Genomic DNA, 14123 nt, shown 5'->3' on the forward strand with positions numbered 1-14123 from the left:
TCTAAGACCTAGCCAGAAGTCGCTCAATATCCTTACTTAGCGTGGACGGCGGTATAAAAGGTGCGTAACGGCGGTGGACGGTACCGTCGCGACCAATCAAAAATTTACAAAAATTCCATTTGATCGACTGGCTGCCCAAGAAACCGGGCGCCTTAGCTTTGAGGTATTGAAACAAGGGCTCAGCCGTGGCACCGTTAACATCAACTTTTGCAAATAGCGGAAAACTGACGCCGTAGTTTGCTTCACAAAAATCGGCTATCTCGCGGTTGGAACCCGGCTCCTGTTGGCCGAATTGATTGCACGGAAATCCCAGTATCTCGAGTCCGCGGCTTTTGTAGGTCTGGTATAACGCTTCCAAACCACGGTATTGCGGCGTAAAGCCGCAACGGCTGGCAGTATTGACCACTATCAGGACTTTGCCGCGAAATTGCTCCAGAGACACGCTTTCGCCGCGAATATTCAAGACGGAAAATTGGTAGATATCGCTCATAGGGGAAACTTCGCTGGTAGATGTCGGTGATTTAGTGGGCGGAGCCATGTTGGCATGATACCGGGTTTGGAAGTGTGCGGGTTTTCCGAAAATTTGCCGATGGCGGAAACGATATTTTCGTTAGTCGGTTGAGTGCGCCGCGGCGCTAACGGCGAAAGCTTACCGTTGGCCGCGGATTTGTCAAAACAAAACCTGTCGCTTAAACCGATTGCAACCGTGCCAGATATTGTTGCAGCTTGTGGGCGACCATGGCCTCGTAATGCCTTTTCAGGACAGAGTCAGCCGGTTTGGCAGGTAGTTCGCTTTCAATCTCGCGAGTGATGTGTGCCAAAAAATGCCTTCTCAGGACAGAATCCTGCGGTAAGGCAGATGCGGATGCCAATGCTGCGACCGCCGGTGTTGCTATGGCGGCGGTCTGGATGGGTGGAATATCCGAATGGGTTTCGGCCGCGGAGGCGAGCGAATGCATGGCGTCGTAATGACGGTGCAAAACCGAGTCTTCGGGCGGCTGCTCGACATATGCCGTGTCTGCTGGCTTAGCGGCGGCCGTGTTTGCCACTTCCGGCTCGGTTTTTGTAAATGTTGCCGGTTCTACGGCCGCGGTTGCTGGAGCCGTTTGCGCTTGTTGCGGCGCTGTATCAACGGTTGCCGACGTCGTCTGCGTCGCCGACGATATTAACCCCGCCGCGGCCGCATTGTTTTTTTTGCGACGGCGGAGCAAAGCCCAGGCCAGAATGCCCAATACCAGCAGCGAAATACCCAGAATCGATAAAGTTACCAACATGACGGTCCTCCTTTGAAAGAGTGTTGTTATTTTCCCAGCCGACCCGGCGTCCACTTTGGGCAGCTTTGATTTTTATAATGGCCGCCAAGCCTCCTTCAGCGACCGGATAACCTTCGGCGTCGCGACAAAACCCGCGGTGCTGTGACGGTTACCTGGTTCGACTTATAACATAATTCGTTGAAATTGTTGACTTTGGCCTGGTTTTTTCCGGCTTGGTGATGTGGTCGCGTTTATCGGCGGCTGGGTCCGGTACAATATGCGCCTCTTTTCTGTATTTCCTGATGTATTGATGACTGATTCAACGATCTATGCGCTGGATTTCGACGGCGTGATTTGCGATAGCGCGCTGGAAACCGCGCTGACTGGCTGGAAGGCTGCTGCCACAATTTGGAGCGGCATGACTGGCATTGCGCCGCCGGAAATCGTCAAACGTTTTCGCGCCGTGCGTCCCATCATAGAAACCGGCTACGAGGCGATTCTGGTGATTCGTTTGTTGTATGCGGGAGAGAGCATAGAGTCGATTTATGCTGGCTACAGCGAAAAAGCCAATCAAATAATGACGGCGGCCGGATTGACGGTCGAAGGTTTGAAGCAGTTGTTTGGAGACACTCGCGACCAATGGATCGCGCAGGATAAGGCCGGTTGGATTGCCGTAAATCCGTTGTTTTCAGGTATCGCCGACAAGTTGCGTCGGTTGGGTTCGAACCATGACTGGTATGTGGTTACGACCAAACAAGAACGTTTTGTGAAAAAAATCTTAAACGCGAATCACATCGAGCTCGCTGCCGAACGTATTTTTGGTCTGGACCGGAATATGAGCAAACCGGAAGTATTGAAAGGTCTGAAGCGTTCGTACCCCGGTCGGCCGATTTATTTTGTCGAAGACCGTCTGCCTTCATTGCAGAACGTTTTGCAGCATGCGGAACTTGCCGACTTGCGTCTCGGCTTTGCCTTGTGGGGCTACAACCTGCCGCAGGACAAAGTGCTGGCCGAGGCGGAAGGGTGTTTGCCGCTAGAGCTCGAATACTTTTTGGCAGACGACTTATCGCCGCTCGGCGCAGCCTGAGGCCGGCCTAAAATCTCAACAAGCTTTGCACGTAGAAATAATCCGTATCCGGTGTCCGTGGCGCGGATGGGGCAATTCTGGCGAATTCGCCTTTGAACAAGTGAGTCCAGCCGGTTTCGAAATTCAGGCTGCTGTTTAAATCCCAACGCGCCGTCATTTCCAACTGTTGGCCGACCGAATCGCCGCTGCGGCCGGTTTTGTCCTGCAAGCCGGTGCCGGCCCAACTGTCAGTCGGCGAGGCCAGCCAGAACAAGCGATGGGAAACCGATGCTTGCAGGTCGCTTCGCGGCGAAAAGGTGATGCGGGCGCCGGGCGAGTTGATGTTGGTGCGGGCAAACGCGCCGTAGATGCCGGTGGCGCCGAACTCGAAGCGGCGGGCGCCGTATAAGGTATCGAACCTCTGGTCTTTATTGTCGTGGGGATTGTCGTCGCCGCTAGCATAATCGTATTCCAGTGTCAGATGCGGGGACCAGGCTGTGTCAAAGCTATAACCGATGTCGGCATGTTGGTACCAAGCCGAGTGGTTCTGGTCAAGTCCGTCTCGACTGCCGCTGCTGGCTCTTACGGTGCCGAACTGGCCGATAGTTTCCAGTTGAAAGTCGAACTGCGACTTGGCCGGTTTGATAAACCAGCGGGCGCCGGGCGTAAAATAGCGCCGGTTGCGAGTCTGATTGCGGATGCTGTCGCCTTCGTCCAGATGGTACAAATAAACTTCGGCGCTGGTGCGCCAAGCTAAATTGTAAAGTTCAAAAAAGCCTCCGGAAAACCAAGTGTGGCTGTCTTCCTCGTCGAATTCATGAGTTTCCGCCAACAAATCGGTCGCTGCCGTCGGGTAGCGGTTGACCGGCATTGTCACAAATCCGGTGAATTGCCAGGTGTCGTAATCTAACAAGCGCAATTTGATGCCGGTAAAGCTGTTGATGGTATTGCGCATGGCGTTGCGAGCAATCAGGCGTCGGCTGCCCAAATTCAGCGTTTGCCGACCGGCGACCATTTCAAAGCCGAGTCCGCTGTAGAACATATTCTGCCTGGCCCAGGCCAGATAGCCTTGGAGAAAGTCTGCCTGGTCGGCGTGGGTATTGTTGACGCCGGAACCGCCGTCGGCAGCCAAGGCTCTGGCATCCAGAAATTCCGCGCCGAGGCGAAAGGCGTTGAAACTGGCTTGTAGCCAAAGATCGCTTTGCAGCGCAATTTGCTGGTCGCCGCCTTTGCCGTTGGCTTTGAAGGCATTGTCCAAGGTTTCGTAGCGTGTGCGCTGTTCCAAGCCGATTGCCAGCCATTTCGGTAATCCAAGGCTATCGTGCAAATTCCAAACCGGCTTTTCGTATTTATCGTTTCCCAGCAAGGCATCGGGCATTTGACTGGAAAACGGAGCGAATGGCGGCCGGCTGTAGGTTTTCTGTTCCGCAGCTCCGACTGCAGTTGCCGCGCTGGCCAAGTAAAGACTGCCGGCCGCCAATGTTGTCAGTGGGTTACAGATGGGTAGTGGTTTCATCTTTAAACCTTATTCATCGAAGTTGATCCGTTGCCCGATCAAACGTACGTCTAAGTCAATTTGTTTCGGGCGCCCTGTTTGTGGCTCTGGTTCGGTTAAGTACGGTATTAGCTTACTCATCGTTATATCTTTGCGTAAATAACGAAGAATGAGAATAGTATGTTTCCGGCTTGGTAATAATCACCGCCGGATCAAAGAAATCGGGCCCGAGGCCGGTTAGGCGAGATAGTCGTTGCGGCGGCCTCATCGGTCGTTTGGGAGGGGCTCTTTATTTTGATATTCCATGTTGGAACAGCTGCTGACCGGGCTAGATCCCGCAGGCAGGGCCCAAGAAGTTGCCGTCGCAGTGTCGGTAATCGAAGCCGAGTAAACGACATCAAGCTGGCCGGGCCCCGGCTGTTGCCACAGCGGTTTGATGCAAAACCTGGTCGCAAACCTTACATAAACTTCGGCAAAGGTTCTGGTGTGATGTCGTGTTTGCGACAATGTCGGTCATAGGCCGGCTGAATTGGCTTGTTTTTCCGCTGCAGAAATGCGGCTGTCTTTGAATAATCCTAAGAATGATAAGGATTTGGCAAGCTGGCAAGCCTCTTGCTTCGCAGCACAGTAATACGATTTCATTCATCCGACAGGAGATTTTCCCGATGTTACTCGAGAGCTACGACAGCCAAGGCCTTTTGACTATTACTTCCGTGCTCGGCAAAACCAGTACGGCCGGAGTATCCGCCTGGCGCGGCGATCTGGTGTTGGTAGAAGGCGCTATGCGCGAAGGCGCCACCAATCTTAACGATCGTAATCCGCCGAAGTTGTTGATTCATCAAGCGGCGATGCTGGCTGATAACGAGAAGATCTTGTTCGTCAACGGCGTGGTTTATAAGCTCGACTCACTGCAAGTGTTCGTAGAAAAGTACAAAGCGGGTTTGACTCCTGAAACCCTGGCTTTGGTGTACGTCGAAAATATTGGCAGCAATTTGGAAGTCGAAATCGGCGGTGTCAAATTCAAATTAGTGCCCTACAGCGAAGGCATGGTCTGGAACGAAACCATGGAATTGCTGTACATCGAAAAGGCCGACCTGAAAGGTCAATCTGCCGAAGACAAGGTGGTGACGGTATATGAAGCCGCCAAAGATTTTAAATTTAAGGCGGAAGCGGTGGACTACCAAACGGCTTTAAGCAAAACCATCGAAGTCAAGCGCGAAGCCAGCTACGGACCGGTGTAAACCGGCTTTATCCAGGTCGGGAGCGAGCATGAAAAACTTTAAAACGGTTTCGGTTGCCGAATCGGAACATTTGATAGCCGAACAGCAACCGATGATTTTAGATTGCCGCGATCTGAAGGATTACCGGGCCGGTCATATCGATAACGCCATGCATGTACACGAACAATTGCGCGATTCCCTGCTCAGAAAGGGCGATAAGACCAAGCCCTTGCTGATTTACTGCTATTACGGCCACGCCAGCGAACATTTGGCGGAAATGTTCGGCGATTTCGGCTTTCAAGCGGTTTACAGTCTGGCCGGTGGTTACGCCGACTGGAAAGAGCAGCACAAACTATAAAGGTAAGGCTATGGAACAATTATCACGAGATTTGGCGTTGCGGATTGCGTTGGCGTCGCGGGTGCTGCCTGGAGTCGATATCGCAACGCTAATCGGCATCTTGCACGAAAAGGCCGGCTCGCCGCTGTCGGACGAGAAATTGAAGACGATCACCGTCACCAATTTAAAGACCGGAATCGGCAGCCACGACGGCGAGGAGGACGGCGAGGACATTGATATCGGCTTGGCCAATATCAAACTGGCCGTGCGTTATCTTTGGGGCGAAGAAGATGGTGACGAGGGCTTGCCGGAAATTCAACCGTACAAAGACGGTGATTTGCCGGAGTCGATTCGGGTCGCGATTGCTTCCAACAGCGGCGCTTCATTGAACGGCCATTTCGGCTCCTGCATCCGCTTCCTGGTATACCAATTGTCGCGCGACGATATGCGTTTGGTCGATATCCGTTCCACCGTCGATGCCGACGCAGCCGAGGATAAAAACCTGTTTCGCGCCGAACTGATCAAGGATTGCCACGTGCTGTTCGTGCAATCGATCGGTGGTCCGGCAGCGGCTAAAGTGATCCGCGCCGACATTTACCCGATCAAGATTCCGGACGTGATCGAAGCGACCGATCAATTGCGCGAGTTTCAGAAAGTGTTCGACGCGCCGCCGCCTTGGATGGCTAAGGCATTGGGCAAAACTGCCGAAGAACGCAAACGCTTCGTATTGCAGGAATAATCAAGCAAACCGGCCGGCAATCAGCTTACTTGGGCAGTTGCCGGTTCAGTCGGATCAGGAAGGTGGTACCTTGGCCGGCTGCGCTGACGAAACTCAGCGAGCCGCCGTGCTGCTGATTTATGATGCGATGAGCGATATACAAACCTTGGCCGCTGCCTTTGCCGACATCTTTGGTCGTAAAAAACGGATCGAATATTCGGTCTTGAAGCGGCTCAGGAATGCCTGGCCCGTTATCCGCGATCCGGATTTCGACGCCATCGGTGACGCTTGCCGTGCTGACCCGAATCCGGCCATCGCCGCTGCCGCCATCCTCGATCGCTTGGGCTGCGTTAATAAGGACGTTTAAAAACACCTGGTTTAGTTCGCCGGGGAAGCATTCTATATTCGGCACCTCGGCAAAATCGGTTTCGATCTCGGCGATATATTTGTAGCTGTTGCGGGCGATCAGCAACGTATTCTCCAGCGCCAGATTGACGTTAATCCAGCCGGCATTACTTTGGCCGCTGTGAGAAAACCCTTTCATCGCTTGGACGATACGGACGATTTGCGATATTCCCTCCAATGATTGTTCGATGGCTAACGGTGCGTCTTCCAGAATAAACGCCAGATCTTCTTTCCGCTCCAGGGCATCGATCAGCGGCCTATGGTTTGCCTGGGCCGACAGTAGTTTGCGGTACTGTTCCAGTAGACGGGTGATGCTGCCGAAAAAATCGCCGATGGCTTTGATGTTGTCGCCGACGTATTGGGCCGGCGTGTTGATTTCATGGGCGATGCCGGCGGCAAGCTGGCCTACCGCCGCCAGTTTTTCGGCTTGCAGCAGGTTTTTGTTGGCTTGCTCGATCGCTTGGGTGCGCAGCTCGATTTGTTGGTCCATGTAGCGCATGATGTGTTGCGATTGCCGGTTCAATTGCCACTTGCGTAACACGGCGTGAACTATCTGGCGCAACTCCAGCGCACTGAACGGTTTTTCCAAGATCAATAACTGGTCGCTTTCGCCGAGTTTGGCGACCACTTGCTGCCAATTCAAGGTTGGTCCGCTACTACAGAGTACCGCGTGCAAATTGGGATCGATTAGCCACAGACGGCGGATTAACTCGATGCCTTCGCCATCCGGCAATTCGTTTTCGACAAAGATCAATTGGTAAGGCTTGTCCGATTCCAGGCCGAGACAAATATCCGCTTCAGCCGCGGTTCCGCAGGTACGGCCCTGAAAAATGTAGCTCAGGGTTTCGGTAGCGTTCTGCAGCGACGCGGCCGCGTCGCCATTGAACATCAAGTCGAGCCTGTCGCGTAAAGCAGGATCGGGGTCCACGATCAAAATTCTGGAATGGTCTTCGGTTTCGATAAACATACTTACAATCCGAATTGGCTTAGATTCAGTTTAATCCGCAACGCGGCCGGCAGGCGCTATCGGTCGTTAGCGGGTCAGTGCCCGTTGGATGCTTGGCAGATGGATGTCAACCATCGATATGTCATCGGTTTGCGACTGTTGCTGGCGATGTAGGCGCAAGCGTTCGGCTACATGGTCGATCCGGCGCATGCCGGGCGGGGTGTCGGTCAATGCCTGTTGCAGCCTGTCGGCACCGAACAAACTCAGATCGTTGCCGATTTGGTCGGTGACCCCGTCGCTGTAGGCAAAAATCGATTCGATTCCGCTGATATCGTATTCGGAGATGTTGTCGGTCAAGCCGCTGCCGGAGACAATGCCGAGCGGCAGATTGGCGGAATGCAAGTTTTCTATGAGCTTGCCGTAGCTGTCGAACAGGAAGATATCGGGCATGCCGCCATTCCATACCCGAAACCGGCCGGTTGCCAAATCCAGTTTAATCAGCGATGCCGCGCAGAATAAACCGGTCGGCAATTTGCGGCACATTTTCCGGTTAATGATGCCGACGAGTTCTTCCAATGGCGGATGATCCAAACATTGCTGGTCGAAAATCTCGGTGACCAGCAAACCGCCCAGGGCCGATTGCAGACCGTGGCCGGTCAAATCGCCCAGCATCAGGTAAAAAGCCTGGCCGTCCCGGCTGACGGCGTTCAAGATAAAATCGCCGCCGACCCCGTCTTTGGCCGATAGAAAAAACTCCAATCCGTCCGGTACTTGGTAGCCGTATTTACCGAACTTGCTGCAGACGATTTTGGCTGCTTCCAGTTCGTGTTCCAGCAGCGCCTGTTTTTCCGCCAATTCGGCATTTCGTTGCTGCAATTCCTGATTTTTCTGCTCGAGTTGAATGCTTAACTGGCGTCTGGAAATGACCAGATTGTATTGTGCAATTGCGTCGCCGATGACCTTTCTAGTCACTTCCAGCGGGCAGGGTTTCGGTAAGTAGCGAAAGACATGGGTGTCGTTAATCGCTTTGATCGCGATGTCGAGTTCGATATTACCGGTCAGTATGATTTGCACGCTGTCGGGCGACAATTCCCCGGCCTGCTTCAGAAAATCCAAACCGTTGATTCCGGGCATGGCGTAATCCGACATGATCACAGCGATATCGGATTCGCGGCGCAGTATCGCCAAAGCTTCTGTGGCCGAGCTGGCGGTATATAAGTCGAACTGGCGGCCCAAAGTGCGTTTAAACAATTGGAGCATGTTGTTTTCGTCGTCGACGCACAGAATTTTTTCCGGTGTATTGTCCGCCATTGCTCGCTCCTATTTTTTTTCGAAGAACGCGGTTACTTTTTCGGCCAGCGTCTGCCAATCGGCGAGGCGATGCAGTCGGCCGATTCGCTGCAGGTAGCTTTGGTCCAACTGCATCTCGAACAAGCGGTCGTTGCCCGGCCGTTCTGTCGGATTTGCCAGGCAAGCCGCGACATGCACTGCGGTTAACTCATTGACCGTCTGGTATTCGGATTCGCTTGGCGCGTTTTGCCACAGGATCGATTCCACGATCAGGGCAGGAATTTTCCATAAACTCAAGACGTAAGCTGCCGCAGCTGAGCGGGTAAAACCGAAAATCTCAGTTTCCAGTGCGGCCACGGGGGTGTTGCTGCGGGTTGTTTGCTCCCGGAGCATTTTGAATTTGTCCCCGCCGCGCGACATGAAAATAAGCAAACCCATGTTGTGCAATAACCCGCCGACATAGGCCTGATCCGGCTTGTCGCCGGTTTGCTGTTCCGATAGTGAGATCAGCCTTGCCAGTTCTGCAACCCGGCTGGCGTCTTGCCACAGGTATTCCATGTAGCGCTCCATTTCCGGGTCGCTGACGGGGAAGGCGGTCTTGATATGGACCGATAACACCAGGCTGTTGAGTTTTTTCAGGCCGATCAGATTAATTGCGTCGGTCAGATTCGAGACGGTGCGTTGCAGACCGAAATACGGCGAATTGACCAGATGCAGCAGCTTGGCGGAAAGCACCATGTCCTTGGCGAAGATTTCGGCGATTTGCAAGTTGGTGACGCGTTCGTCGGCAATAGCGGCGTTCAGGTCGTGGTAGATTTTCGGCAAACTCGGTAAATGGCTGGCTTCGCCGACTTCCGCCGCGATCCGCGGGTTATTGACGTAATCCTGGGTTTTGAAAACTTGGGTGATTGCTTCCCGCAATACTTCGGCACTACAGGGTTTGGTCAAGTACTGGTGGGCCACTTCCAGGCCGCGGCTCAAGGTTTCTTCGTCGGCGTAGCCGCTAAGGATCATACGCACCGTAGCAGGGTAGATGTCGGCCACCCGTTTCAACAACACGTCGCCGCGCATTTCCGGCATCATCATGTCGCTGACGATCAAATCGATGGGTTGATGCTGCATGATCTCCAAGGCTTGTTTGCCGCAGGTGGCGAAATACACGCTCCATTGTTCGCGGTAAGGTCGCAGTTGACGTTGAATGCCGCTAATCACATTTTCGTTGTCATCGACAAATAGGATGTGTTTTTTGGCGTCCACGCGTTTTCCTTAAGTCGGCCCAGTGGTTCCGCTCGCAGCCGGGTGTCGCGAACAGTGCAAGCGATAATCGGTTTGGCGTTTCGGAATGAAAGGCATCGGTCGGGGCGAGTCAGCAGTCAGGAGCGCTAAGTTTAGATAAGAGCGGCCACTTTGTCTGACGCCAATCGGCTGGAAATCGACGCTGCCGCCAAAAATGCCGTCCACCGCCGGTTCTGTCGGGTGTCGGCGAGGATTTAGCGACATTGACAAGGTTTTGGGCAACTGATAGCTTTGCTGCTGGCACTCGGCAATGTGGAGTGCTAACGAATTTTGAAGGTATCGAATGTGGCTGGCGGACAGGATTTAAACGAACGATCGCTTTATTTGCTAAAAACCCTGGTGGAGCGTTATATCCAAGACGGCCAACCGGTCGGCTCGCGCTTGCTCTCCAAGGACCCGAATTTGAAATTGAGTCCGGCCAGCATCCGCAACGTGATGGCGGATTTGGAGGAGATGGGCTTGATCCATTCGCCGCATACCTCCGCCGGGCGGGTGCCGACGGTCAGCGGCTACCGTCTGTTCGTCGACAGTCTGCTGACTGTCAGACCTTTGGCTTCCAACGAACTCGACCAGTTACAGGCCGGGTTGCATAGCGAGACCGAGACGGCCAGCGATCTATTGGGCAAGGCCTCCAAGCTGTTGTCCGACGTCACCAAAATGGCCGGGGTGGTCACTTTGCCGCGGCGCGACAGCGTTTCCTTGCGGCACATCGAATTTTTGCCGATGTCCAGCACCCGGATTCTGGTGATTTTTGTCACCGACACCGAAGAAGTTCATAACAAGATCATCCACACCGAAAAACAATTCTCTGCGGCCGAATTGCAGCAGGCTGCCAATTATTTGAACTCGGTTTTCTCCGGCCGCAGTCTGGCCAAGATTCGGGAATTGGTGGTGAAGGACCTGGAAAAAGATCGGCATTCGGTCAACCAGGGCATGATCGATGCGGTGAATATGGCGCAATTGGCCTTCGCGCAGCAGCCCGACGACGATTATGTGTTGAGCGGCGAAACCAATTTGATGGGTTTTTCCGAGCTGTCAGATATGGAGCGGCTCAAACAGTTATTCGAAGCCTTCAGCCAAAAACACGGCGTAATCCACTTGTTGGACCAATGTCTGCAGGCTGACGGCGTCCAAATTTTTATCGGCGAAGAGTCCGGCTACAGCGTGTTCGAGCGTTGCAGCCTGGTGACCGCGCCGTATTCGGTCAACGACGAAGTGGTCGGCGTGCTCGGCGTGATCGGCCCGACCCGGATGGCTTACGAAAAGGTGATTCCGTTCGTCGACGTAACCGCAAAATTATTGGGCGCGGCCTTGAATCCGAAATAAAAGCCCTTATCGTTAGCCCAACTCAAAAAATTAGAACCATGGAGAAACTATGAGTCACCAGCAATCGAGTCACGAACAGCAACCCGATAGCGAATTGATCGCCGAAGTATTGGAGCAAACCAAACCTGCCTTCGAAGAAGCGGCGGCAGAAGAAACGGCAGGCGAAGAGACGGTTGGCATCGAGTCCTTACGCCAGCAATTGGAACAAGCTCAGCAACAGGCGGCGGCTAATCTGGATAAAGCGTTGCGGACCCAAGCCGAAATGGAGAATTTGAAAAAACGGGTACAAAAGGATTTGGACGACGAACGTAAATACGGCTTGGCCAAATTCGCTAAAGAATTGCTCAGTGTGCTGGACAGTCTGGAATTGGGCATTCAGGCCGCCAGCGGCGACAGCCCGGAAGTGGTCAAGTTGCGCGAGGGCAGTTTGCTGACCGTCAAACAATTCGAATCGGTGTTTGCCAAGTTCAATATCGAAACCATCGATCCGTTAGGCCAGCCGTTCAATCCTGAATTCCATCAGGCCATGGTGATGCAGCCCAGCGAAACGGCCGAACCGAATTCGGTATTGAACGTATTTCAAAAAGGTTACGTTTTAAACGGCCGGTTGTTACGCCCGGCCATGGTGGTGGTGGCCAAGGCCGCCGACAAACCCGCCGATAGTGCAAAAATCGATGAGCAGGCTTGAAAATCCAACGATCAACCGCATATCGCTAACAACTTTTTAACTTACCTCTTATTCAAGTCTGGAGAATTTCAATGGGCAAAATGATCGGTATCGATTTAGGAACCACCAACTCCTGCGTCGCCGTACTGGAAAACGGCACCGCGCGGGTCATCGAAAATAGCGAGGGCGCCCGCACCACGCCTTCCATTATCGCCTTTACCAACGATAACGAAGTCTTGGTCGGCCAATCCGCCAAGCGTCAGGCGGTCACCAATCCGGAAAACACCTTGTTTGCGATCAAACGTTTGATCGGTCGTCGTTTCAAAGAAGACGCGGTGCAAAAAGACATCAAAATGGTGCCTTACAAAATCATGGAAGCCAACAATGGCGACGCCTGGGTGGAATGCCACGGTAAAAAAATGGCGCCGCCGGAAGTGTCTTCCCGGGTGTTGATGAAACTGAAAAAAGACGCCGAAGCCTTTTTGGGTGAAGAAGTCACCGAAGCGGTCATCACCGTACCGGCTTATTTCAACGATTCGCAACGTCAAGCGACTAAAGATGCCGGCCGTATCGCCGGTCTGGACGTCAAACGCATCATCAACGAACCTACTGCGGCAGCGTTGGCGTTCGGTATGGACAAACCGAAAGGCGACACCACCATCGCGGTCTATGACTTGGGCGGCGGTACTTTCGATATTTCCATCATCGAGATCGCCGAAATCGAAGGCGAGCACCAATTTGAAGTATTGGCGACCAACGGCGACACCTTCCTGGGCGGCGAAGACTTCGACTTGCGCATCATCGATTTCCTGGCCGGCGAGTTCAAAAAAGACACCGGCATCGATTTGCACAACGATCCTTTGGCTTTGCAACGGCTGAAAGAAGCAGCGGAAAAAGCCAAAATCGAATTGTCTTCGGCTGAACAAACCGACATCAATCTGCCGTACATCACCGCCGATGCCTCCGGTCCGAAACACTTGAACGTCAAGCTGACCCGCGCCAAACTGGAATCGCTGGTCGACGATCTGATCGAGCGCACCAAGGGCCCATGCCTGCAGGCGATTAAAGACGCCGGCATTTCCACAGCAAAAATCAACGACGTGATTCTGGTCGGCGGTCAAACCCGGATGCCGAAAGTGCAAGCTTTCGTTAAGGAATTGTTCGGCAAAGAACCGCGCAAAGACGTCAACCCTGACGAAGCCGTGGCGTTGGGTGCAGCGATTCAGGCCGGCGTACTGGGCGGCGACGTTAAAGACGTGTTGCTGCTGGACGTGACTCCGCTGTCGCTGGGTATTGAAACCCTGGGCGGCGTAATGACCAAGCTGATCGAGAAAAACACCACGATCCCGACCAATGCCTCGCAGACCTTCTCGACGGCGGACGACAATCAAACCGCGGTCACCGTGCATGTGTTGCAAGGCGAGCGGGAAATGGCGTCCGGCAACAAATCGCTGGGCCGGTTCGACTTGCAGGACATTCCGCCGGCACCGCGCGGCATTCCGCAAATCGAAGTGTCGTTCGACATCGACGCCAACGGTATCTTGAACGTCTCGGCCAAAGACAAAGCCACCGGCAAAAAACAATCCATCGTGATTAAAGCCTCCAGCGGTTTGTCGGACGACGAAGTCGAACGCATGATCAAGGACGCCGAAGCCCACGCCGACGAAGACCGTAAGCTGAAAGAACTGGTCTCGGCGCGCAACTCGGCGGAAGGCATGATTCACGCCACCGAAAAATCGCTGAAAGAATTGGGCGACCAAGTCAGCAGCGATGAAAAATCGGCGATCGAAGCGGCGATCAAAGACCTGCATGCGGTACTGAGAACCGATGACAAAGACGCCATCGAAGCCAAAACCAATGCCTTGACCGAGCTATCGGGTAAACTGGCCGAACGCGTCTACGCCCAAAAAGGCGGCGCCGAAGCGGCTGCAGCCGGTGGTCACGAACACGCGACCGGCGGCCAACAAGCCGAGCCCGACCACAATGTGGTCGATGCTGAGTTTGAGGAAGTTAAGGACGATAAGAAGTAAGGTTCGCTCGGTTTCTCTCGCCGCCTGAGAGAGGGTAGGACGGACGCGAACGTGGTTCAGGTCGCTTCGTCTTC

The 14123-nt window shown here is 53.7% G+C and carries 13 protein-coding genes; 7 read left to right on the top strand and 6 right to left on the bottom strand.

The genetic code is table 11. The annotated features are described in order from the left end of the window. Position 1: 1 nt before the first annotated feature. Together C2U68_RS14945 and C2U68_RS14950 are read right to left on the bottom strand one after the other, a co-directional pair. Positions 2–490: a glutathione peroxidase gene (locus tag C2U68_RS14945; RefSeq protein ID WP_140913273.1), complete on the bottom strand. Its 489-nt coding sequence runs from the start codon at positions 488–490 to the stop codon at positions 2–4. A 199-nt stretch (positions 491–689) separates the two neighbouring features. Further along, positions 690–1274 carry a hypothetical protein gene (locus tag C2U68_RS14950; RefSeq protein WP_140913274.1) on the bottom strand — a complete coding sequence of 195 codons (585 nt, stop codon included), beginning with the start codon at positions 1272–1274 and terminating at the stop codon, positions 690–692. 289 nt (positions 1275–1563) lie between these two features. Here C2U68_RS14950 and C2U68_RS14955 point away from each other — a divergent pair, with 289 nt between their 5' ends. Beyond that, on the top strand, positions 1564–2340 hold the full coding sequence (locus tag C2U68_RS14955) for an HAD family hydrolase (RefSeq protein ID WP_140913275.1): 777 nt from the start codon (positions 1564–1566) through the stop codon (positions 2338–2340). A gap of 7 nt (positions 2341–2347) precedes the next feature. Here C2U68_RS14955 and C2U68_RS14960 read toward each other — a convergent pair whose 3' ends face one another. Beyond that, positions 2348–3835 carry an alginate export family protein gene (locus C2U68_RS14960; protein ID WP_140913276.1) on the bottom strand — a complete coding sequence of 496 codons (1488 nt, stop codon included), beginning with the start codon at positions 3833–3835 and terminating at the stop codon, positions 2348–2350. Between the two features lie 644 nt (positions 3836–4479). Between C2U68_RS14960 and C2U68_RS14965 the strand changes: the two genes are divergently transcribed. Genes C2U68_RS14965 through C2U68_RS14975 form a run of 3 tightly spaced genes read left to right on the top strand, consistent with a single transcriptional unit; the run spans position 4480 to position 6110 of the window. Then, entirely contained in the window at positions 4480–5055 is a 576-nt protein-coding gene (locus C2U68_RS14965) for a hypothetical protein (protein ID WP_140913277.1), read from the top strand. 28 nt (positions 5056–5083) lie between these two features. Continuing rightward, on the top strand, positions 5084–5392 hold the full coding sequence (locus C2U68_RS14970; protein WP_140913278.1) for a rhodanese-like domain-containing protein: 309 nt from the start codon (positions 5084–5086) through the stop codon (positions 5390–5392). Positions 5393–5402: 10 nt separating this feature from the next. Then, positions 5403–6110: a dinitrogenase iron-molybdenum cofactor biosynthesis protein gene (locus tag C2U68_RS14975; RefSeq protein ID WP_140913279.1), complete on the top strand. Its 708-nt coding sequence runs from the start codon at positions 5403–5405 to the stop codon at positions 6108–6110. A gap of 25 nt (positions 6111–6135) precedes the next feature. Here the strand turns inward: C2U68_RS14975 and C2U68_RS14980 are convergent, their stop codons facing one another. The 3 genes from C2U68_RS14980 to C2U68_RS14990 all read right to left on the bottom strand — a co-directional run bounded on the left by C2U68_RS14980 (position 6136) and on the right by C2U68_RS14990 (position 9987). After that, a complete protein-coding gene (locus C2U68_RS14980; RefSeq protein ID WP_140913280.1) occupies positions 6136–7461 on the bottom strand; it encodes a sensor histidine kinase in 1326 nt (441 codons plus the stop codon). 66 nt (positions 7462–7527) lie between these two features. After that, on the bottom strand, positions 7528–8751 hold the full coding sequence (locus C2U68_RS14985; RefSeq protein WP_140913281.1) for a SpoIIE family protein phosphatase: 1224 nt from the start codon (positions 8749–8751) through the stop codon (positions 7528–7530). A 9-nt stretch (positions 8752–8760) separates the two neighbouring features. Next, the gene (locus C2U68_RS14990) at positions 8761–9987 is read right to left on the bottom strand and encodes a response regulator (protein WP_140913282.1); all 1227 of its coding nucleotides are present in this window, start codon (positions 9985–9987) and stop codon (positions 8761–8763) included. A 324-nt stretch (positions 9988–10311) separates the two neighbouring features. On the opposite strand from C2U68_RS14990, the gene hrcA reads away from it, so the two are divergent. The 3 genes from hrcA to dnaK all read left to right on the top strand — a co-directional run bounded on the left by hrcA (position 10312) and on the right by dnaK (position 14049). Then, a complete protein-coding gene (gene hrcA / locus C2U68_RS14995; RefSeq protein WP_140913408.1) occupies positions 10312–11352 on the top strand; it encodes a heat-inducible transcriptional repressor HrcA in 1041 nt (346 codons plus the stop codon). A 49-nt stretch (positions 11353–11401) separates the two neighbouring features. Continuing rightward, positions 11402–12040, top strand: coding sequence for a nucleotide exchange factor GrpE (gene grpE / locus C2U68_RS15000; protein ID WP_140913283.1), 639 nt, complete (start codon positions 11402–11404; stop codon positions 12038–12040). A 71-nt stretch (positions 12041–12111) separates the two neighbouring features. Further along, the gene (gene dnaK / locus C2U68_RS15005) at positions 12112–14049 is read left to right on the top strand and encodes a molecular chaperone DnaK (RefSeq protein ID WP_140913284.1); all 1938 of its coding nucleotides are present in this window, start codon (positions 12112–12114) and stop codon (positions 14047–14049) included. The last annotated feature ends 74 nt before the right edge of the window (positions 14050–14123 follow it).

It is taken from the genome of Methylomonas koyamae (genome assembly GCF_006483455.1).
Classification (GTDB): Bacteria; Pseudomonadota; Gammaproteobacteria; order Methylococcales; family Methylomonadaceae; genus Methylomonas; species Methylomonas koyamae_B.

Coding starts and splice junctions, on each gene's coding strand:
- C2U68_RS14945 (WP_140913273.1), bottom strand. CDS start 490: ATGAGCGATATCTACCAATTTTCCGTCTTGAATATTCGCGGCGAAAGC.
- C2U68_RS14950 (WP_140913274.1), bottom strand. CDS start 1,274: ATGTTGGTAACTTTATCGATTCTGGGTATTTCGCTGCTGGTATTGGGC.
- C2U68_RS14955 (WP_140913275.1), top strand. CDS start 1,564: ATGACTGATTCAACGATCTATGCGCTGGATTTCGACGGCGTGATTTGC.
- C2U68_RS14960 (WP_140913276.1), bottom strand. CDS start 3,835: ATGAAACCACTACCCATCTGTAACCCACTGACAACATTGGCGGCCGGC.
- C2U68_RS14965 (WP_140913277.1), top strand. CDS start 4,480: ATGTTACTCGAGAGCTACGACAGCCAAGGCCTTTTGACTATTACTTCC.
- C2U68_RS14970 (WP_140913278.1), top strand. CDS start 5,084: ATGAAAAACTTTAAAACGGTTTCGGTTGCCGAATCGGAACATTTGATA.
- C2U68_RS14975 (WP_140913279.1), top strand. CDS start 5,403: ATGGAACAATTATCACGAGATTTGGCGTTGCGGATTGCGTTGGCGTCG.
- C2U68_RS14980 (WP_140913280.1), bottom strand. CDS start 7,461: ATGTTTATCGAAACCGAAGACCATTCCAGAATTTTGATCGTGGACCCC.
- C2U68_RS14985 (WP_140913281.1), bottom strand. CDS start 8,751: ATGGCGGACAATACACCGGAAAAAATTCTGTGCGTCGACGACGAAAAC.
- grpE (WP_140913283.1), top strand. CDS start 11,402: ATGAGTCACCAGCAATCGAGTCACGAACAGCAACCCGATAGCGAATTG.
- dnaK (WP_140913284.1), top strand. CDS start 12,112: ATGGGCAAAATGATCGGTATCGATTTAGGAACCACCAACTCCTGCGTC.